Below are 26,853 nucleotides of genomic sequence, written 5' to 3'. Positions count from 1 at the left end.
AACTGTCAGGAAAGCGAGGAAATGGTAATACGATGACGCAAACTGATCTTGATAGCCGGCTGTTGCACCATCTTGGTGTGCTTTATGGTGAACAGGCGCAGGAACTGCTGCCGCGGTTGCACCAGGTGATCAGTCACCATATTGAACTGCGCCAGGGGGAGTGCCTCAAACGCGCCAAGTGGGATGAGCAGGACATTATGCTCATCACGTACGGTGACAGCGTCCAGTATCCGGGTATGAAGCCGCTGGCAGGATTGAAACAGTTTCTCGACCGCCGTCTGCATAACGTCTTCAGCATGGTGCATATTTTGCCATTTTTTCCCTACAGTTCGGATGACGGCTTTTCAGTTTCAGATTTCCGCAGTGTCAATCCTGACCTTGGTGATTGGGATGATATTGCAGCTTTCAAGCAGAATTTCGACCTGATGTTTGACCTGGTGCTCAATCACATGTCGCGTGAGCACCTGTGGTTTGTCAACTATGTCCAGGATGCATCGCCGGGCAGGGACTATGTCATTGAGGTCGATGAAGAGGAGTCAAAAAATCTGTCGATGGTTGTGCGCCCAAGGGCATCCCCGCTGTTAAGTCGGGTAAGGACGCCGCGCGGCAATCGTCACGTGTGGGCGACTTTCAGTAATGACCAGATCGACCTGAACTACGCTAACCCCGAGGTGTTGCTGGAGTTTATCGACACCCTGCTGGACTATGTACGCCATGGCGCACGTGCAGTACGTCTGGATGCGGTGGCATTTTTATGGAAAGAGCTGGGCAGCAGTTGTATCCATTTGCCGCAGACGCACGAGGTGGTCAAGCTGTTTCGCACCCTGATGGAAGTTCTCGAACCGGGGGCGATATTGCTGACAGAGACCAATGTGCCGTATGCAGAGAATATCGGCTACTTCGGTGAAGGTGATGAGGCTGACATGATTTACCAGTTCAGCCTGCCACCGCTGATACTGCATGCAATCCATACGGAGTCGACACGCTACCTGACGCAATGGGCGATGCATCTTGACCAGGAGGAGCGACCGGCCGGCTGTACATACCTGAATTTTACTGCGTCACATGACGGTGTCGGACTGCGTCCGCTGGAAGGCATTATTCCCGACGACGAGGTCGATGAACTGATCGAGGAGATGCGCTCGAGAGGCGCCTTTGTTTCGATGCGTGCAAACAGCGACGGACAGGATCGTCCCTACGAGCTGAATATCAGTTACTTTGATGCTTTCCGGCACCCTGAAGAGATTCCAGATCGCTGGCATATATCACGCTTTTCTCTTTCGCAGACGATGCCGCTTGCCTTGCGAGGCATACCCGCGGTTTATATCAATGCACTTGCAGGAACGCCGAATGACCCGGTTGGTGTTGAGCGAACAGGCATGACGCGCAGTATCAACAGGCGTAAATGGGATGGTCCCGAACTTGAGAACCTGATCGATCATCCGTTAACCGAAACGGGCAGGGTGTTCCCTGAATACGCGCGTCGCCTGAAAATCCGCCAGGGGATCAAGGCGTTTCATCCGGAGGCACCGCAGAGGGTGCTTGATTTGCCGGATGGCATATTCGGAATCATGCGTACCAGCCTGGATGGCCAGCAGGAGGTGCTCGCATTGCATAACCTGAAAAGCCGGGTGATGGAGATTGACCTCTCCGAAATCTATGGGGAAAAGGTCAACTGGTTCGACGTACTGCACCAGGAGATACCTGATATGTCAGCTGATACCTTGCGCATGCTTCCCCTGCAGGCCGTGTGGCTGCTGCCCGAGAAAGAGTGAGGGATTCGTTGCGATTAAACCTTTGAATCCTCGGCAACAGCATCAAACAGGCGCTTTTCGAAATCAGGCAGTGCGGAGAGAATGCGCTTCCAGTTCGGAATGAATGGTGTCTCAAGCGGGTTGGCAGCGAAAGATTCCCCCGCATCGACAATACTCTGCTGAAAGACCTCAATCGCTCCCTCTTCCGAGTGGCGGTGGAAAGAGAGGCCGTTGATTTTGGCATCGTCGTAGTACATTTCAACAAAATCGAGTGCGATGCGTAAATACGTGGCCTTTAGGGTGCGCATAAAGGACGGGCTGATTTCAATGCCTTCGGTAGCCAGTTTGCGATAGATAGACTTGGCGATATCCGTGCTCATTTTTGCAAGTCCTGCTGCACGGTCTTCGGCCGACAATTCCTGGTGCTTATGATCATAGTTATCGGCAATATCGACCTGGCAGACCTGCTTGAGTGATATGTTTCGGTAGACCTCTGAAAGCAAGCCAACTTCCAGTCCCCAGTCGCTTGGAATTCTTACCTGCGAGAGCAAATCACGTGACATGGCAAATTCACCGGAGAGAGGATAGCGGAAGCTGTCCATGTACTCGAGGTAATCGATCGAGCCAACTATTTTTTTCAACGCACGCAGTAGCGGAGTGACAAACAGGCGTGTCACACGCCCGCTCAGAAGATCGCCGTTAACGCGCGCGTAGTAGCCTTTTGCGTATTGAAAGTCGAAGCGCGGGTGGCTCAGCGGATAAAGTAGCCTGGCCGGCAGTTCACGTGAGTAAGTGAGAATGTCACAGTCATGTAGACCGACAACTTCAACATGCTCAAGTGCCATTGCATAACCAAGACAGTACCAGACATTTCTACCTTTGCCGGGCTCCGGTGGTGCCAATCCCTCTGTTTGAAGTTCCTTGTCCAGTGCGCTCAGGCGCGGGCCATCGTGCCACAGCAGGTGTGTTCGCTGGGGAAGTTCCGAGAAGAACTGCTGAGCGTGGGCAAACTGCTCACTGTCGCAGCGGTCAAGCCCGATGATAATGTCGCCGATGTAATACGCATGCTGAAGCGCATCAACTATTTTTGGCAGGGCTGGTCCTTCCAGTTCGGAAAAAAGGCTTGGCAAAACCAGTGCCATAGGGCGTGTGCTTGAAAAGCTTGTGAGTTCATTCTCCAGTTCATCAATCGGTCGATCGGTCAGTTTATGCAGCGTGGTGAGCTTGCTGTGCTGGTAGAAATCAGCCATGGTTAACTCCTGATAGTGTCAAGTTGTTGCAGGATCATTTCGTTCCATCCGGCAGGTCCGGGTTTGCTGCTGAGCAGTGCATCAGTGCGCTCTTCGAGTGTTATGTGTGATTTGTCCGGTTTGCGGATAATGATGGGGACATCTGCTGCTTCAAGCATCAGGCGGTCGTTGTCGCTATCTCCAAGGGCAATCGTTTGTTTGATTGCATAACCCTGGCCGCGGTACCACTCGGTGATTGAGTTAAGAGCCTCGCCCTTGTTCGTGTTGCCGAGCAGGTGCAGGAAACGGCCGCCATGTAGTGTGACCAATCCGGCATGTTCAGCCTGCAGCTTGAATGCCTGCAGCCTTGCTGCGCTGTCTTGCCACAGCAGGGGTTCCGATGCCAGTCTCTGCTTGGCCAGTGCCGCTTCTTCAAACGATAGTCCTGTTGATTCGGTAACCGCTTCCACGCTCATGTCGGCAAAACCGGTGAATTGGTAGCCATCTCTTATTCTGCAATCTTCCAGAAATGTGCAAATCCTTTCATAACCGGGTGGAGCGATATCGATTTCACAATCAGGAAAACGAATCACGCAGCCGTTCTCCCCGACAATCGGACCGTTGAAACCGATGAGCTCTGCCAGCACTTCGAGTTCAGCCAATGTCTTGCTTGATACCGGTATAGTCGGAACGCCACTTTCGTGCAGGCACACCAATGCAGTGCGGGCTTTATCCCATGAATAGCCATCATGCTCTAAAAGAGTGCCGTCAAGATCGGTAAAGACCAGTAAATTGCCTGGTTTCATAACAGTCCAGTCTGATTGTCATGTCCAATGACAAGCAGATATCGTGCCGGGAATTGATAAAGGCTGTTTGAAGATGCGAAACAGGCGCTTACCGCGCTATAATAATCAGAATCTCCCACTGATGATTCATTGAATAAATGCACACAGCTGTCGAAATCGTCGTTGAATCGCTCTGCCAGAATGGCTGCAAAGCCGTATGGGGCTACATTGCAGAGCTGGAAGCAGGGCGCACTCTTCCTGACACGGAAAGCCTCAATGATGTGCAGCGCCGCCAGGTACTTATCGAACTAAAAGAGATCATGGCGGTTTACGGAGAAACCAGTTGTACGCTGGATGACGCCATTGCAACGGTTGAAGCAAAATACTCCACGGGCAGTTGATCCATCTCTCCTCTCACATTAATTTCAATAACTGAATAAACGACTGGAACTCAATGCGGATCACACTGAGCATTATGATCAACACGGTTTCAGCCTGTGGTGACCCACTTACGCAGATTCTGGAACTGTTGCGATCCTACGAGATCAGTGCGACATTCTTTGTATCGACCGGCACCGATCACGCACTTCCCTGGACGCGCCGCCTGGCCGGCCGTGGTGAGATCAGGCGCCAGGCCGAGAGTCTGAAAGCGATTGCAGCTGCCGGACATGACGTTGGTATGAGCAGTCATGATCCGCAGATGTGGAGCAACAAGGCAGCTCATGCCGATGCATCCTGGATTCGTGAACAGTGGAACAGGGGTGTGTCAGAATGGTCAGAATTGTTTGGTGAACAGCCACAGATGCATGCCGCAGCAAACTACCAGTTGCACCCGGAGCTTTTCGCATGCGAACAGGATGCGGGTTTGAAGTTTGCCTCAGATACGCGCGGGCAAACACCTTTTTACCCGGTCATGATGGATGTTGAATCAACTGTTGTGCAGCTACCGGTGACGGTTGCTTCACCCGAGGAGATGATGCGCGTCAAGCCAAACTGTCTTGCGCATCTGCACGAGGAGCTGTTTGACGCCAGTCTCAAGCTGTTGCCGCAGGGGCAACACTGGCGCATTGTTGCCGGTCGTGACGACCTGGAACTGGTCGAGAAACTGATTGTCATGTGGCGTGGTACATCGAAAGAGTTTATCAGCCTGTCGCAGATTGCCGCTATCTACAGTGTCGATGGAGAGGTGCGTCAGCACCAGGTTGGCTGGCAGGAGATTGGCACAGGTCATTATGTTGCGGCACAGAGCCTGCCGCTGGACGAGGAGTTATGAGCAAGAGAGTATCCAACAACGAACTGAGTCATTATGTCTATTCAGCAGATTCAGCCATTCACGGCACTGGCCTGTTCGCTGCAGTGCCGTTTGAAAAAGGCGAGTATATCGGCACCTATGCCGGGCCGCGTGCATCACGCAATGGTATGTATGTGTTGTGGGTCTACGATCCGGATAATCATGATGATATCTACGGTATCAGCGGCAAGAACCTGCTGCGCTTCCTCAACCACGAGGCAGATGGCAATGCAGAATTCGAAGGCCCCGATCTTTTCGCGACCCGCGATATAGCGACAGGCGAAGAACTCACCTTTCACTACGGCGATGAGTGGGAGTAATGGCACGCGACCGGATTTTCGCTGACCTGCAATCCGATCTCGAGGCCTTTGTCTTCGACGAGCGTGTGACCAGTGTGTTCGCGGACATGGTACGTCGTTCTGTACCCGGCTATGCCACGGCGGTTGCCATGAGTGGCGTGCTCGCTGGTCGCTATGCCCAGCCCGGTAGCCATCTGTACGACCTCGGTTGTTCACTTGGAGCAACCACACTCGCCATGCACAAGCATCTCGATCAGTCGGACTGTACTATTATTGGTATCGATAATTCGCAGGCGATGATCGATGCTGCCAAACAGGCATGCCTGGCAAGTGACGACACAGGTGCAGAAGTTCGTTTCGTGTGCGCCGACATTCGTAACGAGCTGATTGAAGACGCCTCCGTTGTCGCTATCAACTACACCTTGCAGTTTATTCCTCCGGAAGATAGGGACGCTCTGATCGCGCGAATCTATTCCGGCATGCGCCCGGGCGGGGTACTGATCCTATCCGAGAAGGTGATCGATAGTGACCCGCAGGCTTCCGAACGCATGACATCGCTCTATCTCGATTTCAAACGTGCCAATGGCTACAGCGAACTGGAGATCAGCCAGAAGCGTACAGCGCTTGAAAATGTGCTGGTTCCGGAGACTGAAGAGCAGCACATGCAGCGTCTCGGGCAGAGCGGTTTTATCGATATTACGCGCTGGTTCCAGTGCCTCAACTTCTCCTCCTGGATCGCATGCAAACCCAACTGATTGACCTGCAGCGGCTCACGGCTTCCCTGCGTGAGTTGGGTATGGAGGCCTGGGCAGAGAGCCTGCCCGAGGATCTTGAGCGGTTATTTGCACAGCGCCGCCATGGTGATGTGCCGCGTTGGCAGGCAGTGCTGGATGAGTTGCCGGAAATCGCTGACGGTGAGGTCGATCTTGGGCAGTGTGTTGCAGTGACCTCGTCTCTTCCTGAAAAAGAGAGGGATGCACTCAAAGCACTGCTGTTGCGCCTGAGTCCCTGGCGCAAGGGACCATTCCATCTACATGGTGTTGATATCGAGACCGAGTGGCGTTCCGACTGGAAATGGGAGCGCGTCAAACCGCACATCTCCCCACTGGCAAAGCGCAGCGTTCTCGATATCGGTTGCGGCAGTGGATATCACGCATGGCGCATGGCGGGAGAGGGTGCATCGCTGGTGGTTGGTGTTGATCCAAGCCTGCTGTTCCTGATGCAGTTCAATGCTGTGCGTCATTTTATCGGCAACGACTGGCCTGTCCATCTTCTGCCGATCGGTATTGAACAGTTGCCGTCACGGGGACTCGGTTTCGATACGCTTTTCTCGATGGGGATTCTCTACCACCGGCGCTCGCCCATCGAGCATCTCCTCGATCTGAAAAACCTTCTCCGGCCAGGCGGTGAGCTGGTGCTTGAAACACTCGTTATCGAGGGGGGCGAAAATAGCGTGCTGGTACCGGAATCGCGCTATGCCAAGATGCGCAATGTCTGGTTTATTCCATCGACTGAGATGTTGATGATCTGGCTGCGCCGTGCGGGCTTCAGGGATGTACGCCTGGTCGACCTGAATCGTACATTTATAGAAGAACAGCATTCGACCGAATGGATGCAGTTTGAGTCCCTACCAGACTTCCTTGACCCCCGGGATTCGCTGAAAACCGTCGAGGGCTACCCGGCACCGCTGAGGGCAACGCTGATCGCCACGCTATAAGGGAGTTTCCCGGGAATCCCCGGGTTGTCCTTTTGCTTGAATTTACTCAACTTTTTACTTCACAAATGCGTGGATTTGCGTATAATTCGCGCTTTACTGATGACCCCTGAGGGTCAGATTGTTTCGTTTTTCTTCCGGGTGTCTGGAGGAAAAGCTTTTGTATTCAATAGGATAAATGAATGGTTACCATCCGTCTTTCTAGAACTGGCGCGAAAAAACGTCCTTTCTACCACCTTGTTGTGACCGACAGCCGCAATGCGCGTGACGGTCGTTACATTGAACGTATCGGTTTTTTCAACCCGGTTGCTCGCGGCCAGGAAGAGCGTCTGCGCGTTGAACTTGACCGTATTGACCACTGGGTCGGCCAGGGCGCACAGCAGTCCGAGCGCGTTCAGGAACTGGTGAAGAATTATCGCAAACAGGCTGCTGCCTGATTGCAAGAGGTCAGTCTTGGCTGACAAATCCGGCCAGCGCCTCGTGGTTCTGGGGCGCATATCGGGACTCCATGGAGTCCAGGGCTGGGTGAAGATTTTCTCCCATACGGATCCGCGTGAAGGAATCGTTAAATATACCCCGTGGCTGATACGTCGCGATGGTAAATGGGAAGGGATCAAGGTCGTCTCAGGGCGCAGGCACGGCAAAACAGTCGTTGCCAAAATTGAAGGTGTTAATGATCGCAACCAGGCAGCTGAACTGCTGGAGTGTGATATCGCTGTCGAGAGATCGCAGCTGCCGCCTTCATCGCAGGACGATTATTACTGGACAGATCTTGAAAACCTGTCCGTACAGACTGTCGACGGTGAACTGCTTGGCCGAATCGACTATCTGTTTGAAACAGGCTCGAATGATGTCATGGTGGTACAGGGTGAGCGGCAACGGCTGATCCCCTTTATCGAACCGGATGTCGTCAAGCAAGTTGACCTGGAAAATGGCCTGATGGTTGTTGACTGGGATCCGGAGTTCTAGCGCGGATGCGATTTGACCTGGTAACCCTGTTTCCGGAGATGTTCGAAGCGATACGCTGCGGCATACCCGGCAGGGCGATCGATAAGGGAATTGCATCGATTAATTGCTGGAATCCGAGGGATTACACGCAGGATGTCCATCGCACTGTCGATGATCGCCCCTACGGTGGCGGCCCCGGCATGGTGATGAAAGTGGAACCGCTGCGAGCTGCAATTGAAGATGCACGCAAGGCAGCGCCGGGTAGCAAGGTAATCTACCTGAGTCCACAAGGCAGGCGCTTTGACCAGGAAGCGGCACTGCAGATGAGCAAGCGTGAAGGAGTGATACTGCTTGCAGGGCGTTACGAGGGAATCGATGAACGCCTGCTTGAACTGGATGTTGATGAAGAGTGGTCGATTGGTGACTATGTGCTTTCGGGTGGTGAACTCCCGGCAATGGTCATGATGGATGCCATTATCCGCCTGCTACCAGATGCCCTCGGGCATGCACAGTCGGCACAACAGGATTCACATGTGGGTGGTTTGCTTGATTGTCCGCATTTTACCAGGCCGGAAGAGATTGACGGGCTGGCGGTACCGCAGGTATTACTTAGCGGTGACCATGAAAAAATCCGCCAGTGGCGGTTGCAGCAGGCACTGGGTCGTACGTGGTTACGCAGACCCGACTTGCTGGAAGGGCGCTCAATGAGTGCCGAAGAGACGAATTTGTTAAATCAATTTATCGCTGCGCATGAGCAGCAGAAGTGTGAGGAAGAGTAACAATGGGAAACATCATCGAGCAGCTTGAAGCGGAACAGGTCCGCGATGTGCCTGATTTCGGCCCGGGTGATACCGTCGTCGTACAGGTGAAGGTAAAAGAGGGTAACCGCGAGCGCTTGCAGGCATTCGAGGGTGTTGTCATCGCAAAGCGTAACCGTGGCCTGAACTCGGCATTCACAGTGCGCAAGATTTCACACGGCGAAGGTGTTGAGCGTGTCTTCCAGACTCACAGCCCCAGCGTTGCTGAGATCAAGGTCAAGCGTCGCGGTGACGTTCGTCGCGCCAAGCTTTACTACTTGCGTGAGCGTGCAGGAAAATCTGCGCGTATCAAGGAAAAGGTATAAGTTACAGGGGCTACCAAGCCTTGTGTACGAAAAGCCGGGTTTCAGCCCGGCTTTTTTTGTGCCACAAGATAAGTGCCTTTGAGATGAAAACACGCTATGCCTGAATCACTCAAAAAACCGGAATATTTCCTGATTTTGCTGGCAGCAGCAGGCTCTTTTGCTTTTGCTGCCTGGCTAACGCTGTTGAATAATTTTGTAGTGGAAAAGGCCGGCTTTAGCGGGATAGAAATCGGCATATTGCAGAGCTTGCGTGAAGTACCGGGATTTCTTGCTTTTACCACTATTTTTATCCTGCTGCTGATTCGCGAACAGAGCTTCGCGCTGATCTCCATTGCTCTGCTTGGTCTTGGTGTAGCTATGACCGGACTGCTGTCAACTGAAGCCGGGCTCTATTTTACGACTGTATTGATGTCGGTGGGGTTTCACTACTACTTTACCTTTCAGCAGTCGCTGACCCTGCAGTGGGTTGATAAAGCGCGATCCCCGCTAATCATGGGGCGACTCTCATCTGCCAGGTCGGTTGCATCCATCATCGTCTTTTGCGGGATCTGGGCAGGTATCGAGTGGTTTCAGCTCGATTATGTCTGGCTTTATGGTATTGCCGGTATTGGAGCTGTGCTTGTTGCCCTGTTGGCATGGAGATGGTTTCCTGCTTTTCCTCACCATGAGCCGCAACATAAGCACCTGGTGCTCAGAAAGCGCTATTGGCTTTACTACGCACTGGTTTTCATGAGCGGTGCCCGCCGCCAGATCTTCATGGTGTTCGCAGGCTTCCTGATGGTTCAGAAGTTTGGCTACAGCGTATCTGATATCGCCTTGCTGCTACTGGTTAACCACGTCATCAATACGCCCCTGGCTCCGAGGATAGGGCGTCTGATCAGCCACTGGGGCGAGCAACGTGTACTGGCACTGGAATATATCGGCCTGGTTTTCATTTTTGTTTCCTACGCCTTTGTAGAGACAGGCTGGGTAGCAGCCGTGTTATACGTGGTTGACCATCTTTTGTTTGCCATGGCGATAGGAATTAACAGCTATTTTCACAAAATTGCCGATCCGAAAGATATCGCATCTACTGCTGGTGTCTCTTTTACAATTAATCACATCGCTGCGGTTGTTATACCTGTAACCTTTGGCCTGATCTGGATGGTATCTCCTTCCAGTGTATTTCTGGCTGGTGCTGGTATGGCGGTTGTATCTTTGGGGCTTGCTCTGATGGTGCCATCGAAAGCACGTTTGAAGGCAGTGGCCGGATAAACGGGAAAGCCTGTATCAATAATTCAGCTCTTCAACATACCGGTTTAATTCCCTGATTTACGTACGGATGAAATTCTGGAAACGCCATCTACACTTAAATATACAACAAGAAAAAGCGGTTTCCGGAATAAACCGGACTCACCGTGGATTAAGTGCGTAACCATTTCAAGAGGAGAAACTGAAAATGGCTGACTTTCCCTATGCCCCAAGTGACTGGAGCCTGGACGATGCCGAGCGCATTGCAGGTGAAGAGAATATCAAGCTTGGCAAACCCCACCTGGAATTGATCTCTGCCCTGCAGGAGTATTATTCGCGGGATGAGACACCGGCGATCAATGTTCGAAAACTGACCGACGCCCTTGATGAAAAATTCCATTTTGCCGGCGGGAGAAAATATCTGTATCAACTACTGCCCGGTGGACCGATCGCGCTTGGCTGCAAACTTGCAGGCCTGCCTGTCCCGCCAGGCGCAGTGGATAAATCATTCGGCAGCACTTTATAGGGAAATGCCGGATAAGGTTGAATGGAGTTGACTTCGCGCCTGGCTTGATTCAAAACCCGAGGTCTTGAAACAGCCGGGTGTCATCAAGGAAACTCCATTCGCCTTCTTGTAACAGTTCAATCGGTTTAAATGCCTGCTTGTAGGACATCTTGCGGCAATTCTCTATCCAGTAGCCAAGATAGAGCCATGGCAGTCCCAGCTGCGTGCAGCGTTCGAGCTGGCACAGGATGCCAAATGTCCCAAGGCTGCGCTTGTGCAGTTGCGGATCGAAAAAGGTGTAGAGTGCAGAGAGAGCATTGGGCGTTCTGTCAGTAACAGCAACCATCACCAGTTGATCATCCAGCCAGCCTTCGATCAGTTCGGTTTCACCCCAGCTGCAACCGAGGAACTGTTCCATCTGTTCCTGGGTGTGCTCAGCCATACCGCCTTCCTGGTGGCGTGATTCCAGGTAGCGATTGTAGAGTTCAAAATGGACATCACTGAAACCAGCCTGCGAGCGGTAGCGAATGTCGATATCCCGGTTTACTTTACATGTGCGTTTTTGTGATCTGTTGGCTTTGTAATAGGTGGCTGGAATGCGTGCCGGTATACAGGCATGGCATTTTTCACATCCGGGCCGATAGACCATATCGCCGCTGCGCCTGAAACCCTGTGCCAGCAAGCCGCCGTAAAAGGCAGAATTCATGCTGAACTGGGGGTCGATGATGTGCAGTGTCGTGGTCTCGTTTTCGAGATAGCTGCACTGGTGCGGAACGCCAACATAGAGGGTAACGCTGACACTGGTCTCATCATGCATCATTTGTTGTTACCGCCTCCTGTCGCCATTCAAATTTCTCTTCTGATTCTACCGCCAGCTGATTGAGTTGCAGAAAATCCTGGCGTGTAACTGTCTCGGCTCCCAGTGACACCAAGTGGCTGGTGACAACCTGGCAGTCGATGAAATGAAATCCCCATGCAAGCAGGCGTTTTGTCAGCATGACAAGGGCAACCTTGGATGCATCCGGCACAAGGCTGAACATCGACTCGCCATAGAAGGCCTTGCCGATCGACATGCCGTAGAGTCCGCCTACAAGTTCCTTATCCTGCCACACCTCGACCGAGTGGGCGAATCCCAGGATATGCATGCGTTTGTAGGCAGCCTGCATTTTGTCGACGATCCAGGTGCCATCCTGCTGCTTGCGTGAAACAGTTGCGCAGGCAGAGACCACGCGGTTGAAGTCGAGATCGAAAGAGATTTCAAAACGCCCCTGCCGCAAACGTTTTGCCAGGCTTCTCGATATGTGCAGCTTACCGGGGAAGAGCAGGGTACGCGGGTCAGGTGACCACCACAGGATCGGCTGACCTTCGCTGTACCATGGGAATATCCCCGAGCTGTATGCATTGACGAGCCGGATGGGTTCAAGGTCACCACCTGCTGCGAGAAGACCATCTGGCTCTTTTTCCGCCATTTCCGGGTCCGGAAATGGCGTTGCCGGGTCAGTTCCTTCGAGTGAGATGAGTATTGTTACACCCCGTTATCCATTAATCATCTTCCTCGAGGCCATCAAAGAAGCGTTCTGCATCAAGGGCGGCCATGCAGCCGGTTCCTGCAGAAGTGACTGCCTGGCGGTAGATGTGATCCATGACATCTCCGGCAGCATAGATACCGTGAACGGATGTTTGTGTGGCATGGCCCATGGAGCCGCCTTTCACCTTGATGTAGCCGTTATCCATCTCCAGTTGACCCTCAAACATTGCAGTATTCGGCTTGTGGCCAATTGCAATGAAAACGCCTTGCAGGTCGATCTCCTTGGTGCTGTCATCCTGTACATTTTTTATACGCATACCGGTGACACCCGTGTTGTCACCGAGCACTTCATCGAGCACATGGTTCCACTCAATCTTGATGTTGTCATTCTCAGCTTTTTCAAAAAGATGATCTTGCAGTATTTTTTCAGATCGCAGTGAATCACGACGGTGCACCAGGGTAACCTCTTCAGCAATATTCGAGAGGTAGAGTGCCTCTTCCACGGCTGTGTTTCCGCCGCCGATAACAGCGACTTTCTGCCCACGGTAGAAGAAACCGTCGCAGGTCGCGCAGGCTGATACGCCCTTGCCCTTGAAAGCCTCTTCCGATTCAAGCCCAAGGTACATGGCTGATGCACCGGTGGCGATAATCAATGCATCGCAAGTATATTCGGACTGGTCGCCAGTGAGGCGGAAAGGGCGCTCGGAGAAGTCGACCTTACTGATCCAGTCAAAAATGATTTCAGTATCGAAACGTTCTGCATGCTGGCGCATGCGATCCATCAGTTCCGGACCCTGGACGCCGTTGAAGTCACCAGGCCAGTTATCCACTTCAGTGGTGGTCATCAGCTGACCGCCCTGTTCCATACCAGTAATCATGACCGGATTAAGGTTGGCTCGTGCGGCGTATACAGCAGCAGTATATCCAGCCGGGCCTGATCCAAGGATCAACAGTCGGCAATGACGGGTTTCACTCATGTATAATTCTCCAGATTAGAATAATGATCGCAGTTTGTTCTGCATCACCATGTAAGATATATATATTATAAACGGAATGACAGAGTGCGGGTAAAGCACTCTGCGCCACAGTTGGGGAGAAATTTGTCGTTGAGTAAAAATGCGAATATCGGGAACAGGGGAATCAGGGAGCGTCTGCGCGAAGGTGCCTTTGTTCTGGTAATAGCTATCGCGGCCTATTTCCTGCTTGCCTTCCTTTCCTATTCTCCTGATGATCCGGGCTGGTCCTATGTCGGTGAGCGCAATGGTGTCCATAATGCAGGTGGCCCTGCAGGCGCCTGGTTTGCCGATGTTTTCTATGCCTTTTTCGGAATTTTCGCTCTGCTCTTTCCTATCATGATCGTCTGGAGTGGCTGGCTTTTCATGAAAGAGCGTACGCCCGATGACCACCTCAACACGCCGCTTTTCCTGATCCGTTGGAGTGGTTTTGCGCTAACCATTATCAGTGGCTGTGGCCTTGGTGCCCTTCACCTGACGGATTTTGGTCTTGGCCTTAGCCATGGTGCCGGCGGTATTTTCGGCAAGACGATTGCTCCCGGCCTGGTTGAAGCACTCAGCCCGGTGGGTGGAACGCTTCTGTTGGCCGCACTTTTCCTCGCAGGACTGACACTTTTCACCGGTCTCTCCTGGTTTGCCCTGATGGACTGGATTGGCGGCATGACGCTCGATTTCTTTGCCTGGATCCAACGACTTTTCGAATTGCACAAGGAGAAGCAGGAGGAGGCGAAAGAGGCGAAAGAGGCAAAACAGAAACGCAGCGAGGCGCTCAAGGTGGAGAAACGGCGCGCCAAGAAACGCGAGTTGCCCAGTATCGAGCCGAAGGTACAGAAAATCGTCAAGAGTGAACGAGTCGAGAAGGAGAAGCAGGTCACACTGTTCGAGCCTGATCCTAATACTGAACTGCCACCACTGGCGCTTCTTGATGAGCCAGAGGAGCGTGTTCAGCAGTACTCGGAGGAGTCATTGCAGGGAATGTCTCGTCTGGTCGAACTGAAACTGGCAGACTTTGGTATCGAGGCTTTGGTCAAACATGTCCACCCGGGTCCTGTCGTCACTCTTTTCGAAATTGAACTTGCTGCCGGTACCAAGGCCAGCAAGGTCACCAGTCTTGCCAATGACCTGGCACGCTCCATGTCCACCATCAGCGTGCGTGTTGTCGAGAATATCCCCGGCAAGAGCTATATCGGCCTGGAGATTCCGAATGAGCAGCGCGAGATTGTCTATCTCAGCGAGGTGCTGCGTTCGGAACAGTATGACAAGTCGAAGTCACCTCTGACAGTGAGCCTCGGCAAGGATATTGCCGGTCACCCGACAGTTGCGGACCTCGCCCGCATGCCACATGCGCTGATTGCAGGAACCACGGGTTCGGGAAAGTCCGTCGGCGTTAACGCGATGATCCTGAGTATTCTCTTCAAGGCACGCCCTGACGAGGTTCGTCTCATCATGATCGATCCGAAAATGCTCGAGCTGTCGGTCTATGAAGGTATTCCTCACCTGCTGTGCCCGGTGGTTACCGATATGTCTGATGCAGCCAATGCGCTGCGCTGGTGTGTCGCCGAGATGGAGCGTCGTTACAAGTTGATGGCTTCACTCGGGGTGCGAAATATCGGTGGTTACAACAAGAAAGTCGTCGATGCCGAAAAGGCAGGCTCACCACTTACCGATCCGACATTCACAATCGACCCCAACCTGGTCCTTGATGAGGATGCAGAGCTGCCGCAGGCGCCTGAACTGGAAAAAATGCCTTATATCGTGGTGGTGGTCGACGAATTTGCAGACATGATCATGGTGGTCGGCAAGAAGGTTGAGGAGTTGATTGCTCGACTCGCACAGAAGGCACGTGCTGCCGGTATTCACTTGCTGTTGGCAACACAGCGTCCCTCGGTTGATGTGATTACCGGTCTCATCAAGGCGAACATTCCGACACGTGTTGCCTTCCAGGTCTCTTCGCGTGTCGACTCGCGTACTATTCTTGACCAGCAGGGTGCCGAGCATCTTCTCGGCCATGGTGACATGCTCTATTTGCCGCCCGGATCCGGTATACCCAAACGTGTGCACGGTGCCTTTGTCGATGATCACGAAGTGCATGCGGTGGTCGAGTTCATCAAGAAACATGGCCAATCGAGTTATCTGAACGAGATTCTCGAGGAACCTTCGGAGCCGATTCCGGGTCTATCTGCTGAAGCGTCTGGTGTTGATGTCGAGGACGCTGATCCACTCTTCGATGAAGCGGTACAGATTGTAACCGAAACGCGCCGTGCCTCGATTTCAGGTGTACAGCGCCGACTCAAGATCGGTTACAACCGTGCTGCACGTATGATCGAGGAGATGGAACGCATCGGTATCGTCTCCGCACAGGAGAATAATGGCAACAGGACGGTGCTTGCGCCGCCACCGGTTGAGTAACAGGCGAGTTGGCCTATACCGGAATACGACACGGAGTCTAAGTGAAAAAAATAGCAGTAATAGTCTCGATGCTGTTGGTATGCAGTACGACCATGGCAGACGCCTCCCGCGTGGATGGCTTTCTTGGCGGCCTGAAAACTCTCAAGGCTGATTTTACCCAGCTCATTGAAAGCGATGATGGCGTCACTTACTCGCAGAAAGGGGTGTTCTATCTCAGCAGGCCGGGGAAGTTTCGCTGGGACTACAAGGGTGACGAGGGGCAACTGATCGTGGCAGACGGCAAGCGTGTGTGGCTGCTCGATCGTGACCTTGAACAGGTATCACACCAGTCCCAGGAGATAGCACTGCGCGGTACACCAGCCCAGCTACTCGCTGACGAGGCCGGTGTGGAAACCCATTTCACAGTCATTGACAGTTCATCCGATGGTGGAATCGAGTGGACTGACCTTGCGCCAAAAGAGACTGAGAGCCAGGTTGAAGTGGTTCGCATCGGTTTTAGTGGCGAGCAACTTGCAAGCCTCGAAATGAAGGACAAGTTTGGACAGACAACCCGTTTCATCTTTTCTGATGTGAAACGCAATCCACAACTTGAACGTGAGCTGTTCAAGTTCGTCACACCACCCTCGATGGATGTCTGGCAGCACTGATGGAAGACCTCTTCGACAGCGACAGTGAGCAGGCTGGTTACCGCCCGCTTGCTGACCGCATGCGTCCGTGTTCCCTTGAAGAGTTTCGAGGGCAGGTCAAAATTGTCGGAGAGGGTACCCCGTTACGCCAGGCGATTGAGAGTGATCGCCTGCACTCAATGATTTTCTGGGGGCCACCCGGTACCGGCAAGACGACGCTTGCGTCGATGTTGGCAACTCACTCGGGGGCCGAGTTTATCAAGCTTTCTGCCGTGCTCTCGGGCGTCAAGGAGATTCGCGCTGCCGTCGACAGGGCGAAACAGCTGCGCCAAGTGGGCAAGAGCGCACTGTTGTTTATCGATGAGGTACATCGCTTCAACAAGTCACAGCAGGATGCCTTTCTGCCGCATGTCGAGGATGGAACTATCGTCTTCATTGGCGCGACAACAGAAAACCCCTCGTTTGAACTCAACAATGCACTCCTGTCGCGTGCGCGTGTTTACGTTCTGCAGGCGCTGGATAAGGAGTCACTCGTCGAGGTGCTGCAGCGGGCACTTGAAGATGAAGAGCGTGGCCTCGGCGGGCGCAAGTTACACATAGAACCTGAGCAGGTAGAACTGATCGCGGAAGCAGCGGATGGAGATGCACGGCGTGCACTCAACCTCCTGGAGATAGCCGCTGACCTGTGCGACGGGGATGTGATCGACTCGCATACGGTCGCCGAACTGGTTGCAGGGCGAGTGCGTCGTTTCGACAAGGGCGGTGAGGCATTCTACGACCAGATCTCGGCCCTGCATAAATCCGTACGTGGTTCATCACCTGACGGTGCGCTTTACTGGTTCTGTCGCATGATAGATGGTGGATGTGATCCGCTCTATATTGCACGTCGTGTCGTACGTATGGCATCAGAAGATATCGGTAATGCCGACCCGCGTGCACTTCGCATCGCACTGGATGCGTGGGAAGTGCAGGAGCGTCTCGGCTCTCCTGAAGGTGAGCTTGCAATTGCACAGGCCATCATCTACATGGCGGCAGCGGCAAAGAGCAACGCAGCTTATCTCGCTTACAAGGCGGCAATGCGTGAGGCCAAAGATTTAGGCTCGCTGGAAGTGCCGCTACACCTGCGTAATGCGCCAACAAAACTGATGAAAGAGCTCGATTACGGCAAGGAGTACCGCTACGCACATGACGAGCCGGATGCTTATGCGGCGGGGGAGAGCTATCTGCCGGAAGAGCTTGATGGCAGTCGATACTACTTTCCGGTCGACCGCGGGCTGGAACAGAAAATTGCCGAGAAACTTGCCTGGCTCAGGTCAAAAGACAAGCAGGCCGATTAGCCAGTCAGCTAGCCTTGTTTCGCCTTGCGAACTTCGTCCATCGGGTCTGTTTCGTCGACCATCGGTGACACCTTGTTGTTAAGCGGGCTGAAAATTCCCTTGCAGCGATCTTCCTCGAGGCCACTCATGGTCAACAGGGTCCACATTGAAGCGATGAACCACATGACAACGCCGAGGGCGAGGGTGTAGAAATCAACACCTTCTGCACCAGTAGGTCCGCCAAACAGTGAGTAGATGATGGCGACGACACCAGCCAGCCAGAAAACCGAGATCGGGGCAGCGCAGGATGTACCGCAGCCATAGCGGCATGCGCCCATCGGGGGGATGATCACGGAGGTGAGCATTTTATTCATTTCTATCCTATCCAACAGCAGTGATTCTTTATTATGTTTGCTCATCTGCGTGAGCATGGAGTAGGTATATCACAGCGTTCCTGATGTCACAAGCGCATGCCCTTCAATAGCGTCACCCGGGCTTGACTCGGGAGCCATCCTGATTGATGTGATGATTTATTGTTATGAGAGACGCTTCGCGTCAATATTGATTTAGAAAGCGCGCGGTGGCTCGCACCCACCCTACTTTCTTGTGCTGACAAGAAAGTAGGCAAAGAAACAGCTCCTCATTGACGCCTGATCGCACGTAACTTGGCCATCACAGCGCGAAAAAAACTCGTGATCTCCGATCACTCAAACAGTTTTTCGCTTTTTCCTGTGATGTCCGGCGTCACGTACGGGCGCCAATAACGGAGAGTCCTCAAACAAAGAGAGGCGTTAAAAAGTCAGATTTTCGTTGAGATACGGTTTGACTCTATCTACCAGGAAATGGTGAAGATGCGGACCACCGGCGAGAACATTGCCGGACTCAAGATAACGCTCACCACCGGCAATGTCAGTGACCATACCGCCTGCTTCCTTGACCAGCAGTGCACCGGCGGCAAAGTCCCATGGTGCCAGTCCAAGTTCCCAGAAACCGTCGAGACGGCCAGCTGCAACATAGGCAAAGTCGAGAGCGGCCGAACCGGGACGACGCACACCCGCAGTGTCGACAATCAGGTCGCGCATCATACCGAAGTAGGCGTCAGCGTGGGTGAGATCACGGAACGGGATTCCTGTTCCAAGCAGTGCGCCCTCAAGTCCTTTTTTCTGGGTGACCCGTATACGTCTGTCATCTAGGTAGGCACCTTCGCCCTTTGATGCATGGAAGAGCTCATCACGGGATGGATCATAAACAACGGCAACAGTCAGCTCACCCCTGAAACGCAGGGCGATGGAGACGGCGTACTGTGGGAAGCCGTGCAGGTAGTTGGTGGTACCGTCGAGAGGATCAATAATCCACTGGTAGTCGTTACCCTTATGGACGCCCGACTCCTCGGCAATGATGGCGTGGTCAGGAAATGCGGCGCGAATCGTAGAGATAATTTCGCGTTCGGCAGCACGATCCACTTCACTGACGAAGTCATTGCGCTTCTTGGTTTCGATCTTGATTGCGTCGAGGCGCTCGCTGTAGCGTGAAATGACACGCCCGGCTGCACGGGCTGCGCGGACTGCTATTGTTGTCGTAGGGTTCATGGCGCGCGAGCATACAGGAAGTATGCTGCCAAGGCAAAAGAAAGCTACAATACGTGAATTGATTTTGTGGAGAAGATTTTGCCCCTTTCACGTGTACGAATTGTTCTGATTGCGACATCGCATCCCGGAAATATCGGTGCAGCTGCACGCGCCATGAAGAACATGTGTCTCGACAAGCTGGTGCTGGTACGTCCGCGGCTGTTTCCGCACGAGGGTGCCACTGCCCGTGCCTCAGGTGCCGGTGAGTTGCTTGAGAATGCACGCTGTGTCGACAGCCTCGAAGAGGCAGTGACAGGCAGTCGCCTGGTGATCGGTGCCAGTGCACGCCTGCGCACGATTACCTGGCCCCAGATGACACCACGTGAAACAGCAGAAAAAGTCGTCTCTCATTATGATGAGACAGATGTTGCGCTGGTATTCGGGCGTGAGCATTCAGGCCTCACCAACGAGGAGCTCGATCTGTGCCACTACCTGGTCAATATCCCGACCAATCCTGATTTCAGTTCGCTCAACCTGGCGATGGCTGTACAATTGCTTGCTTACGAGGTGCTACTGGCAAGTAATGAGGTGGGACCGGCAAAGCAGCAGGGGCAGTTGCCGGCCGAAGTGGAGAAGTTTGAGGGTTTTATTCAGCACCTGGAACAAACCCTTACGGATATCGATTTTTCAGATCCGAGAAAATCTGACAAACTGATCAGAAAGCTAAGGCGCTTTTTTATGCGTGCGGCACCCGACGACGAGGAGTTGAACCTGCTGCGTGGCATTCTGAGTGCCGCACAGGGTCGCAAGTCGATGCGTCGTGATGAAACCAGCAAGGGGTAATAGCGTGTTTCAAAGACTGAAAGAGGAAATAGCTGTCGTATTCGAACGTGATCCGGCCGCCCGGAATACGTTCGAGATCGTACTGACTTATCCCGGATTTCATGCGGTTCTGATGCATCGCGCAGCACATCGGCTGTGGAATTTTAAATTACCACTGCTGGCACGCATTCTATCCAACATTTCGAGGCTGCTGACCGGCATCGAGATTCACCCCGGGGCAGCTATCGGAAAGCGTTTTTTCATTGACCATGGAATGGGTGTGGTTATTGGTGAGACTGCCGTGATTGGTGACGACTGCACCCTTTATCATGGTGTGACTCTTGGCGGTACCAGTTGGGAGAAGGGCAAGCGGCATCCGACGCTCGGCAATGGTGTTGTTGTCGGTGCTGGCGCCAAGGTTCTGGGCCCGATCGAGATTGGTGAAAAGGCACGTGTCGGTTCTAACTCTGTTGTTGTCAGGGATGTGCCTGCGGGCATGACTGTTGTCGGTGTGCCTGGCAACCTGATTCAGCCGAAGAAAGAGGCGGATGCGCCGCATCGTGGTGAAATAGCTGAGAAAATGGGCTTTGATGCCTACGGTGTAACACGAGATGCAGCCGACCCGGTAGCACATGCGGTCAACTGCATGCTGGACCACATTCATGTCATGGATCAGCGCATGGAGAAAATGTGCCAATCGATGAAAGCGCTTGGTATGGAGGCACAGTTCGATCTGCCTTCACTCGACCAATGCGAGATAATTTCTACCGCTGATGAGCTGGAGCGACTCGATGGAGACGCACCTGTGGCAAATAGCCCCAGTAAGTCAACGGTTGATAATAACTGAGTAAAACACTAAGTTATTCCCAGCAACAGCAGAGTGTGCGCGATCGTCGATTCTTGACTAATTTACTCGGTTAAGTATGATTTGCGCCCGGAATGACCGTTTTTGGGTTATTTTGCTGAAATATTAGAATTTTATAAAATGAGTTGAACAGTATGAAGCTGCCAATCTATCTTGACTACTCGGCAACAACGCCGGTCGATCCGCGCGTAGCCGAGGCAATGTGCAACTGCCTTACCCTCGACGGGAATTTCGGTAATCCCGCATCACGCTCCCACGCTTTCGGTTGGGCAGCAGACGAGGCGGTCGAAAATGCACGTAAAGAGGTCGCTGAACTGGTCAATGCTGACCCTCGTGAAATCGTCTGGACATCGGGTGCAACCGAGTCAGACAATCTCGCGATCAAGGGTGCTGCACACTTCTATAATAAGAAGGGCAAGCACATCATCACAATGAAAACCGAGCACAAGGCTGTGCTCGACAGCTGTCGCCAGCTCGAGCGTGAAGGCTACGAGGTCACCTACCTGGACCCTAAAGATGATGGCCTGCTGGACTTTGATCTTCTCAAGGGCGCTATGCGTGAAGACACCATTCTGGTTTCTGTCATGCACGTCAACAACGAGATCGGTGTCATACAGGACATTGCGGCAATTGGAGAACTCTGCCGTGAGCGCAAAATCATCTTCCATGTTGATGCAGCACAGAGCGCCGGCAAGGTACCGATCGACCTGGCTGAACTCAAGGTCGACATGATGAGTTTTTCAGCACACAAAATTTATGGCCCCAAGGGTATCGGCGCACTCTATGTACAGCGCAAGCCGCGAGTCCGTGTCGAGGCGCAGATGCATGGTGGTGGGCATGAGCGCGGAATGCGTTCAGGTACCCTGGCAACACACCAGATCGTCGGCATGGGTGCCGCTTTCCGTCTCGCCAGGGAAGAGATGGCCAGCGACAATGAGCGCCTGCTGCAGATGCGTACGCGCCTGCTTGACGGTTTCAAGGATATGGAAGAGGTTTATGTCAACGGTGATCTCGATCGCCGTATTGCGGGTAACCTCAATATAAGCTTCAATTTTGTCGAGGGCGAGAGCCTGATGATGGCGCTCAAGGATATGGCGGTCTCTTCCGGTTCTGCCTGTACCTCTGCGTCACTCGAACCAAGCTACGTGCTTCGCGCACTGGGTCGTGAAGATGAATTGGCTCACAGCTCAATCCGATTTACAATAGGAAGATTCACCACGGACGAAGAGGTCGACTACGTCATCAAGGAAACCCGTGAACAAGTCGAGAGGTTACGTGAACTTTCACCCCTCTGGGACATGTACAAGGAAGGTATCGATCTGAAATCTGTCAAGTGGGCAGCACACTAACTAACTAGAGGTAAATGTCATGGCATATAGTGAAAAAGTCATCGATCATTATGAGAATCCACGTAATGTTGGTGTTATGGATAAGGAATCCAAGGATGTCGGTACCGGCATGGTTGGTGCTCCTGCATGTGGTGACGTTATGCGTCTGCAGATCCAGGTTAATGATGACGGTGTTATCGAAGACGCCAAGTTCAAGACTTACGGTTGTGGCTCGGCTATCGCTTCAAGCAGCCTGCTGACCGAATGGGTCAAGGGCAAGACGCTTGATGAAGCTCAGCAGATCAAGAACACAGAGATCGCCGAGGAACTGGCATTGCCACCGGTGAAGGTACACTGCTCGGTGCTTGCCGAGGATGCAATCCAGGCAGCCATCACTGACTTCAAGTCGAAACAGGAAGGCTAGTATGGGCATTACTCTGACCGACGCAGCAGCCAGTCGCGTTTCGAGTTTTCTTGCCAATCGCGGCAAGGGACTTGGTGTGCGCCTGGGTGTGAGAACATCAGGCTGTTCGGGAATGGCGTATGTGCTGGAGTTCGTCGACGATATGAACGATGACGACGAAATTTTTGAAGATCATGGTGTCAAGGTGATCATCGACAAAAAGAGCCTTGTCTACCTTGACGGAACCGAGCTCGACTATGGTAAAGAAGGCCTCAACGAGGGCTTCAAATTTAACAATCCCAACGTCAAGGATGAGTGTGGCTGCGGGGAAAGTTTTACAATCTGACTTGCCCCCTTCCTATGCTTGATCTGTCGAAAAACTATTTCGAACTCTTTGGCCTGCCTGCAGAATACCAGGTAGAGATTCCAGCCCTGCGCGAACGCTACCGTGAGCTACAGGGTGCGGTGCACCCTGATCGCTATGCTGCCGGCAGCGATGAGGAGAAGCGCAAGGCGCTGCAGTCTGCTGCCTATGTCAACGAAGCCTTCGAAACCCTCAAGGATCCAATGCTGCGTGCCAGGTACCTGCTGTCGCTGCACGGTGTCGATATGGAGTTGGGGGCGGAAACAACCAGGGATGCAGCATTCCTGATGCAGCAGTTGGAAATGAGAGAGGATCTCGAGGCGCTGCGTCACACTGATGACAGTTTCGATACTCTAGGCGAATTCATGGACAGAGTGAGCGGTATGATCAAGGCCCTGGTCAGCAGGATCACGGTCGATTTCGAAACACCGTCAAAAGAAAATCTCGAAGATGCCCGCGAAACAGTGCGGAAAATGCAATTTCTCAACAAGCTGTTTGCCGAGGCACAGGCTGTCGAGGCGCAACTTGAAGAGGAGTTTGGATAATGGCGTTGCTGCAGATTGCCGAGCCGGGCGAGGCGCAGGCACCACATGAACACAGGCTGGCTGCCGGCATCGATCTTGGTACCACCAACTCACTGGTAGCTACAGTGCGCAGTGGTACGTCAGAAACTTTGCCGGACCATGATGGCCACCATCTGCTGCCGTCTGTCGTCAGTTACAGTGAGGAGGGCATCCTCGTGGGCCAGCAGGCTCGAGAACGTGCTACTACTGATCCTCTCAATACTATTTCCTCAATCAAGCGTCTTATGGGACGTGGGATTGCCGATGTCATGAGCCTGGGTGAGCAACTGCCATGGCAGTTCGCTGACAGTGAAGCATCAGTGCCTCGAATCAAAACCCGTGCCGGTGACGTCAGTCCGGTCGAGGTATCTGCAGAGATTCTCAAGTGTCTTAACCGGCGTGCCGAGGATTCACTCGGAGGAGAGCTATCCGGTGTTGTGATTACAGTTCCCGCCTATTTTGATGATGCCCAGCGCCAAGCCACCAAGGATGCAGCAAAACTTGCAGGCCTGCATGTCTATCGTCTGCTCAATGAGCCGACCGCGGCAGCCATAGCCTACGGGCTTGACGAGGGTGCTGATGGCATCCATGCCATTTTTGATCTGGGCGGTGGTACTTTTGATATTTCCGTCCTGCGACTCACTCGCGGTGTTTTTGAGGTGATGGCGACAGGCGGTGATTCCGCACTCGGGGGGGATGATTTTGACCATGCCATTGCCGGCTGGATCATGCAGCAGGCCGGGATCAGCAATGATGCAGATCCAATGATTCAGCGCCGCCTGATGCACGCGGCACGCCATGCCAAAGAAGCACTGACAGAGGCTGATTCGACAACGGTCGTGATGCAACTGGCAGACGATTCGAACTGGCAGGGTGAACTTGATGTTGAAACACTCAATACCCTGATCGACCCACTGATACGCAAAACCATTACAGCCTGCCGCCGCACACTGCGGGATGCTGCAGTCGATATTGATGAAATTGAAGATGTCGTCATGGTTGGCGGCTCGACCCGCGTGCCTCGTGTACGTGAAAAGGTCTGTGATTTCTTTGCACGCGAACCGTTGGTCAGTATTGATCCTGATTCAGTCGTTGCAATCGGCGCCGCCCAACAGGCGAATCAGCTTGCGGGTAACAATCCGGATGGTGAAATGCTGCTTCTCGACGTGAATTCGCTCTCGCTCGGTCTCGAGACCATGGGCGGACTGGTGGAGAAGGTGATTCCGCGCAATACCACGATTCCGGTCGCACGTGCGCAGGAGTTCACGACATTCAAGGATGGCCAGACAGCAATGGCGATTCACGTTGTACAGGGTGAGCGCGAGATGGTTGATGACTGTCGGTCACTGGCGCGCTTTGAGTTGCGCGACATTCCACCGATGGTGGCTGGCGCCGCACGTATTCGTGTCACTTTCAATGTCGATGCTGACGGTTTGCTCAGTGTCGAGGCGATGGAAGAGACCAGCGGAACAAAAGCCAGCGTCGATATCAAACCTTCATACGGCCTCTCGGATAACGAGATAGCCGACATGCTGCGTGCATCAGTTGCACATGCTGAAGAGGATCGGGACCTACGTCGCCTGCGCGAACAACAGGTAGAGGCGTATCGAGTCATTGAGGCACTGCAGGCAGCGCTGACAGTTGATGGTGACCAGTTGCTCTCGGCAGAAGAGAGGGCAGGGATCGATGCGCATCTGAACAGCGTCATCGAGTCTGCAAAACTGGATGATGTCGATGCAATAGAAAATGCAATCAAGCAGCTGGAATCCGGTTGTGAGTTCTATGTTGAACGTCGTATGAATGCCGGAATTCGCGAAGCGATGGCGGGTCATACGGTTAGCGAATTCGAGTCCAGCGAGGATGACTCAAAATGACACAGATAATTATTCTTCCACATCACGAAATTTGCCCTGATGGGGCGGTCATCGAGGCTGAGCCCGGTACGACCGTATGTGATGCGGCTCTTGCCAATGGGATTGAGATCGAGCACGCTTGTGAGAAGTCGTGCGCATGTACCACATGCCACGTCATCGTACGAGAGGGATTTGATTCGATGGAAGAGTCTGACGAGATTGAGGATGACCTGCTCGACAAGGCATGGGGTCTGGAGCCTGAGTCACGTCTCAGTTGCCAGGCGGTTGTCGGTGATGAGGACCTGGTCGTGGAGATTCCCAAGTACACCATCAACATGGTTTCTGAAAATCATTAAGAGGAACTGAACGATGTCACTGCAATGGACAGATGTACTCGATATCGCTATTGAACTGGATGAGACTTATCCTGATGTCGATCCGAAAACCGTGAATTTTGTTGACCTGCGTAACTGGGTCATGGAACTGCCCGATTTTGATGATGACCCCGAGCGTTGCGGTGAGAAAATTCTTGAGGCAATCCAGATGTCATGGATTGAAGAGAGCGAGTGATGCTGCGACTCCTGCCAATTCTACTGTTAGTACTTCTCGGTGGCTGCCAGGCCGCAGATAGCGATAGTGTCCAGCAGGTACCGCAGGAATTGACACAATGTAAAGAGCCACGCCCACAGATGTGTACCATGCAGTACGATCCCGTCTGTGCATGGATGCCGGAAAGCGGTAAATGGAAGACAGCATCCAACGGCTGTGATGCCTGTGCGGACAAACGCGTTGCCGGTTATCTTGCCGGAGAATGTAATGTGCAAGGGGTTTCAACGCCACTGCGTAATAGCCTGCAATAATCCTGATCAGTTTTTTGACACCCAATAAAGCCCGGCATTGCCGGGCTTTATTGTAGGTAAACTCCTCACCTACGGGCGGGGAGTCTTCTCATTATATGTACCATGGTGGCTGAAAACGAAAGCCAACCACTTGAATTAATAATAACGATCGGTCTGATTAGAAATAACAATGAAAATAAGCCCGGATCAAACAGATTTTAAAACTTTAATACTTTTTAAATATTTTTGGAGATTCAAATGAAAAAGATTATTACTGCTGCAGCGATCGCTGCCATCATGGGTTCATCTGCTGCTATCGCTGATTGGGACATGCCTTTCTTCGGTGACGATAACAACTCATACAACGACAGCCGTTGGAACAACGACAGCTACGGTTACGGAGACGGACGTGGTGAAGGTCGTGGCCGTGGTCGTGGCAAAGGTCGTGGAAGCTTCAACTTCAGCATGGACGCAGACG

At 52.9% G+C, this 26,853-nt stretch carries 32 protein-coding genes and 1 pseudogene; 26 read left to right on the top strand and 7 right to left on the bottom strand.

Translation table 11 applies throughout. From position 1 onward, the window contains the following. Positions 1-32 precede the first annotated feature (32 nt). Positions 33-1,775, top strand: a complete 1,743-nt coding sequence (locus BOW06_RS09480; RefSeq protein ID WP_078454704.1) for a sugar phosphorylase — start codon at positions 33-35, stop codon at positions 1,773-1,775. A gap of 14 nt (positions 1,776-1,789) precedes the next feature. Here BOW06_RS09480 and BOW06_RS09475 read toward each other — a convergent pair whose 3' ends face one another. Next, positions 1,790-3,004, bottom strand: a complete 1,215-nt coding sequence (locus BOW06_RS09475) for a glycosyltransferase family protein (protein ID WP_043117169.1) — start codon at positions 3,002-3,004, stop codon at positions 1,790-1,792. Positions 3,005-3,006: 2 nt separating this feature from the next. Then, on the bottom strand, positions 3,007-3,789 hold the full coding sequence (locus BOW06_RS09470) for an HAD-IIB family hydrolase (RefSeq protein ID WP_078454703.1): 783 nt from the start codon (positions 3,787-3,789) through the stop codon (positions 3,007-3,009). A 137-nt stretch (positions 3,790-3,926) separates the two neighbouring features. Here BOW06_RS09470 and BOW06_RS09465 point away from each other — a divergent pair, with 137 nt between their 5' ends. The 11 genes from BOW06_RS09465 (at position 3,927) to BOW06_RS09415 (ending at position 10,899) form a co-directional block, all read left to right on the top strand. Beyond that, positions 3,927-4,169 carry a hypothetical protein gene (locus BOW06_RS09465; protein ID WP_052132170.1) on the top strand — a complete coding sequence of 81 codons (243 nt, stop codon included), beginning with the start codon at positions 3,927-3,929 and terminating at the stop codon, positions 4,167-4,169. A gap of 53 nt (positions 4,170-4,222) precedes the next feature. After that, on the top strand, positions 4,223-5,041 hold the full coding sequence (locus BOW06_RS09460) for a polysaccharide deacetylase family protein (protein WP_052132169.1): 819 nt from the start codon (positions 4,223-4,225) through the stop codon (positions 5,039-5,041). Then, positions 5,038-5,379, top strand: a complete 342-nt coding sequence (locus tag BOW06_RS09455) for an SET domain-containing protein (RefSeq protein ID WP_043117167.1) — start codon at positions 5,038-5,040, stop codon at positions 5,377-5,379. The genes BOW06_RS09460 and BOW06_RS09455 overlap by 4 nt, the downstream gene beginning before the upstream one ends. Continuing rightward, complete coding sequence (gene cmoA / locus BOW06_RS09450; protein ID WP_043117165.1) at positions 5,379-6,113, top strand: carboxy-S-adenosyl-L-methionine synthase CmoA; 735 nt, start codon at positions 5,379-5,381, stop codon at positions 6,111-6,113. The genes BOW06_RS09455 and cmoA overlap by 1 nt, the downstream gene beginning before the upstream one ends. After that, on the top strand, positions 6,110-7,075 hold the full coding sequence (gene cmoB / locus BOW06_RS09445; protein ID WP_043117848.1) for a tRNA 5-methoxyuridine(34)/uridine 5-oxyacetic acid(34) synthase CmoB: 966 nt from the start codon (positions 6,110-6,112) through the stop codon (positions 7,073-7,075). Before cmoA ends, cmoB begins: the two co-directional genes overlap by 4 nt. Positions 7,076-7,254: 179 nt before the next feature. Beyond that, positions 7,255-7,509 (top strand): 30S ribosomal protein S16, encoded by a 255-nt coding sequence (rpsP, locus tag BOW06_RS09440; protein WP_043117163.1) that lies wholly within the window; start codon positions 7,255-7,257, stop codon positions 7,507-7,509. Between the two features lie 16 nt (positions 7,510-7,525). Further along, positions 7,526-8,041 carry a ribosome maturation factor RimM gene (gene rimM / locus BOW06_RS09435; protein ID WP_043117162.1) on the top strand — a complete coding sequence of 172 codons (516 nt, stop codon included), beginning with the start codon at positions 7,526-7,528 and terminating at the stop codon, positions 8,039-8,041. A gap of 5 nt (positions 8,042-8,046) precedes the next feature. Further along, entirely contained in the window at positions 8,047-8,799 is a 753-nt protein-coding gene (trmD, locus tag BOW06_RS09430) for a tRNA (guanosine(37)-N1)-methyltransferase TrmD (protein WP_043117161.1), read from the top strand. A 2-nt stretch (positions 8,800-8,801) separates the two neighbouring features. Next, the gene (gene rplS / locus BOW06_RS09425) at positions 8,802-9,143 is read left to right on the top strand and encodes a 50S ribosomal protein L19 (RefSeq protein ID WP_043117160.1); all 342 of its coding nucleotides are present in this window, start codon (positions 8,802-8,804) and stop codon (positions 9,141-9,143) included. A gap of 96 nt (positions 9,144-9,239) precedes the next feature. Next, positions 9,240-10,397 carry an MFS transporter gene (locus BOW06_RS09420; RefSeq protein ID WP_078454702.1) on the top strand — a complete coding sequence of 386 codons (1,158 nt, stop codon included), beginning with the start codon at positions 9,240-9,242 and terminating at the stop codon, positions 10,395-10,397. Positions 10,398-10,581: 184 nt separating this feature from the next. Then, on the top strand, positions 10,582-10,899 hold the full coding sequence (locus tag BOW06_RS09415) for a TusE/DsrC/DsvC family sulfur relay protein (protein WP_052132167.1): 318 nt from the start codon (positions 10,582-10,584) through the stop codon (positions 10,897-10,899). 49 nt (positions 10,900-10,948) lie between these two features. On the opposite strand, the gene BOW06_RS09410 is transcribed toward BOW06_RS09415, so the two are convergent. The 3 genes from BOW06_RS09410 to trxB form a co-directional block, all read right to left on the bottom strand. After that, positions 10,949-11,698, bottom strand: a complete 750-nt coding sequence (locus BOW06_RS09410; RefSeq protein ID WP_052132166.1) for an arginyltransferase — start codon at positions 11,696-11,698, stop codon at positions 10,949-10,951. Continuing rightward, positions 11,688-12,347: a leucyl/phenylalanyl-tRNA--protein transferase gene (gene aat / locus BOW06_RS09405; protein WP_052132165.1), complete on the bottom strand. Its 660-nt coding sequence runs from the start codon at positions 12,345-12,347 to the stop codon at positions 11,688-11,690. Before aat ends, BOW06_RS09410 begins: the two co-directional genes overlap by 11 nt. Positions 12,348-12,420: 73 nt before the next feature. Further along, the gene (trxB, locus tag BOW06_RS09400) at positions 12,421-13,383 is read right to left on the bottom strand and encodes a thioredoxin-disulfide reductase (protein ID WP_043117154.1); all 963 of its coding nucleotides are present in this window, start codon (positions 13,381-13,383) and stop codon (positions 12,421-12,423) included. A gap of 129 nt (positions 13,384-13,512) precedes the next feature. Between trxB and BOW06_RS09395 the strand changes: the two genes are divergently transcribed. The 3 genes from BOW06_RS09395 to BOW06_RS09385 are packed head-to-tail and all read left to right on the top strand — an operon-like array spanning position 13,513 to position 17,791. Next, positions 13,513-15,828, top strand: a complete 2,316-nt coding sequence (locus tag BOW06_RS09395; RefSeq protein ID WP_230209677.1) for a DNA translocase FtsK — start codon at positions 13,513-13,515, stop codon at positions 15,826-15,828. Positions 15,829-15,869: 41 nt separating this feature from the next. Further along, positions 15,870-16,475, top strand: a complete 606-nt coding sequence (lolA, locus tag BOW06_RS09390) for an outer membrane lipoprotein periplasmic chaperone LolA (RefSeq protein WP_143555877.1) — start codon at positions 15,870-15,872, stop codon at positions 16,473-16,475. Continuing rightward, positions 16,475-17,791, top strand: coding sequence for a replication-associated recombination protein A (locus BOW06_RS09385; RefSeq protein WP_078453153.1), 1,317 nt, complete (start codon positions 16,475-16,477; stop codon positions 17,789-17,791). The genes lolA and BOW06_RS09385 overlap by 1 nt, the downstream gene beginning before the upstream one ends. An 8-nt stretch (positions 17,792-17,799) precedes the next feature. Here BOW06_RS09385 and BOW06_RS09380 read toward each other — a convergent pair whose 3' ends face one another. Beyond that, a complete protein-coding gene (locus BOW06_RS09380) occupies positions 17,800-18,144 on the bottom strand; it encodes a hypothetical protein (RefSeq protein ID WP_143555878.1) in 345 nt (114 codons plus the stop codon). Positions 18,145-18,561: 417 nt separating this feature from the next. Continuing rightward, on the bottom strand, positions 18,562-19,359 hold the full coding sequence (locus BOW06_RS09375; RefSeq protein ID WP_043117151.1) for an inositol monophosphatase family protein: 798 nt from the start codon (positions 19,357-19,359) through the stop codon (positions 18,562-18,564). 78 nt (positions 19,360-19,437) lie between these two features. Between BOW06_RS09375 and BOW06_RS09370 the strand changes: the two genes are divergently transcribed. From BOW06_RS09370 to BOW06_RS09320, 11 genes and pseudogenes are all read left to right on the top strand, one after another. Continuing rightward, positions 19,438-20,181 carry an RNA methyltransferase gene (locus BOW06_RS09370; RefSeq protein WP_230209678.1) on the top strand — a complete coding sequence of 248 codons (744 nt, stop codon included), beginning with the start codon at positions 19,438-19,440 and terminating at the stop codon, positions 20,179-20,181. A 4-nt stretch (positions 20,182-20,185) separates the two neighbouring features. Next, positions 20,186-21,007, top strand: coding sequence for a serine O-acetyltransferase (gene cysE, locus BOW06_RS09365; protein WP_043117148.1), 822 nt, complete (start codon positions 20,186-20,188; stop codon positions 21,005-21,007). 152 nt (positions 21,008-21,159) lie between these two features. Beyond that, positions 21,160-22,374, top strand: a complete 1,215-nt coding sequence (locus BOW06_RS09360) for an IscS subfamily cysteine desulfurase (RefSeq protein ID WP_043117147.1) — start codon at positions 21,160-21,162, stop codon at positions 22,372-22,374. Between the two features lie 19 nt (positions 22,375-22,393). Beyond that, positions 22,394-22,777 (top strand): Fe-S cluster assembly scaffold IscU, encoded by a 384-nt coding sequence (iscU, locus tag BOW06_RS09355; protein WP_043117146.1) that lies wholly within the window; start codon positions 22,394-22,396, stop codon positions 22,775-22,777. Between the two features lies 1 nt (position 22,778). Continuing rightward, complete coding sequence (iscA, locus tag BOW06_RS09350; protein WP_043117144.1) at positions 22,779-23,102, top strand: iron-sulfur cluster assembly protein IscA; 324 nt, start codon at positions 22,779-22,781, stop codon at positions 23,100-23,102. A gap of 14 nt (positions 23,103-23,116) precedes the next feature. After that, entirely contained in the window at positions 23,117-23,665 is a 549-nt protein-coding gene (gene hscB, locus BOW06_RS09345) for a Fe-S protein assembly co-chaperone HscB (protein ID WP_078462851.1), read from the top strand. Continuing rightward, positions 23,665-25,557: a Fe-S protein assembly chaperone HscA gene (hscA, locus tag BOW06_RS09340; RefSeq protein ID WP_078454699.1), complete on the top strand. Its 1,893-nt coding sequence runs from the start codon at positions 23,665-23,667 to the stop codon at positions 25,555-25,557. Before hscB ends, hscA begins: the two co-directional genes overlap by 1 nt. After that, the gene (gene fdx / locus BOW06_RS09335; protein WP_043117139.1) at positions 25,554-25,892 is read left to right on the top strand and encodes an ISC system 2Fe-2S type ferredoxin; all 339 of its coding nucleotides are present in this window, start codon (positions 25,554-25,556) and stop codon (positions 25,890-25,892) included. Before hscA ends, fdx begins: the two co-directional genes overlap by 4 nt. Before the next feature lie 13 nt (positions 25,893-25,905). Beyond that, the gene (iscX, locus tag BOW06_RS09330; protein WP_043117137.1) at positions 25,906-26,106 is read left to right on the top strand and encodes a Fe-S cluster assembly protein IscX; all 201 of its coding nucleotides are present in this window, start codon (positions 25,906-25,908) and stop codon (positions 26,104-26,106) included. Beyond that, positions 26,106-26,396: a hypothetical protein gene (locus tag BOW06_RS09325; protein WP_043117136.1), complete on the top strand. Its 291-nt coding sequence runs from the start codon at positions 26,106-26,108 to the stop codon at positions 26,394-26,396. The genes iscX and BOW06_RS09325 overlap by 1 nt, the downstream gene beginning before the upstream one ends. 237 nt (positions 26,397-26,633) lie before the next feature. After that, positions 26,634-26,853 (top strand): annotated as a pseudogene (locus BOW06_RS09320) (sulfur globule protein CV1); the annotation flags it as partial.

The organism is Solemya velum gill symbiont, assembly GCF_002020255.1.
In the GTDB taxonomy this organism is placed as follows: domain Bacteria; phylum Pseudomonadota; class Gammaproteobacteria; order Chromatiales; family Chromatiaceae.
This window is presented reverse-complemented; position numbering and strand designations above follow the sequence as displayed.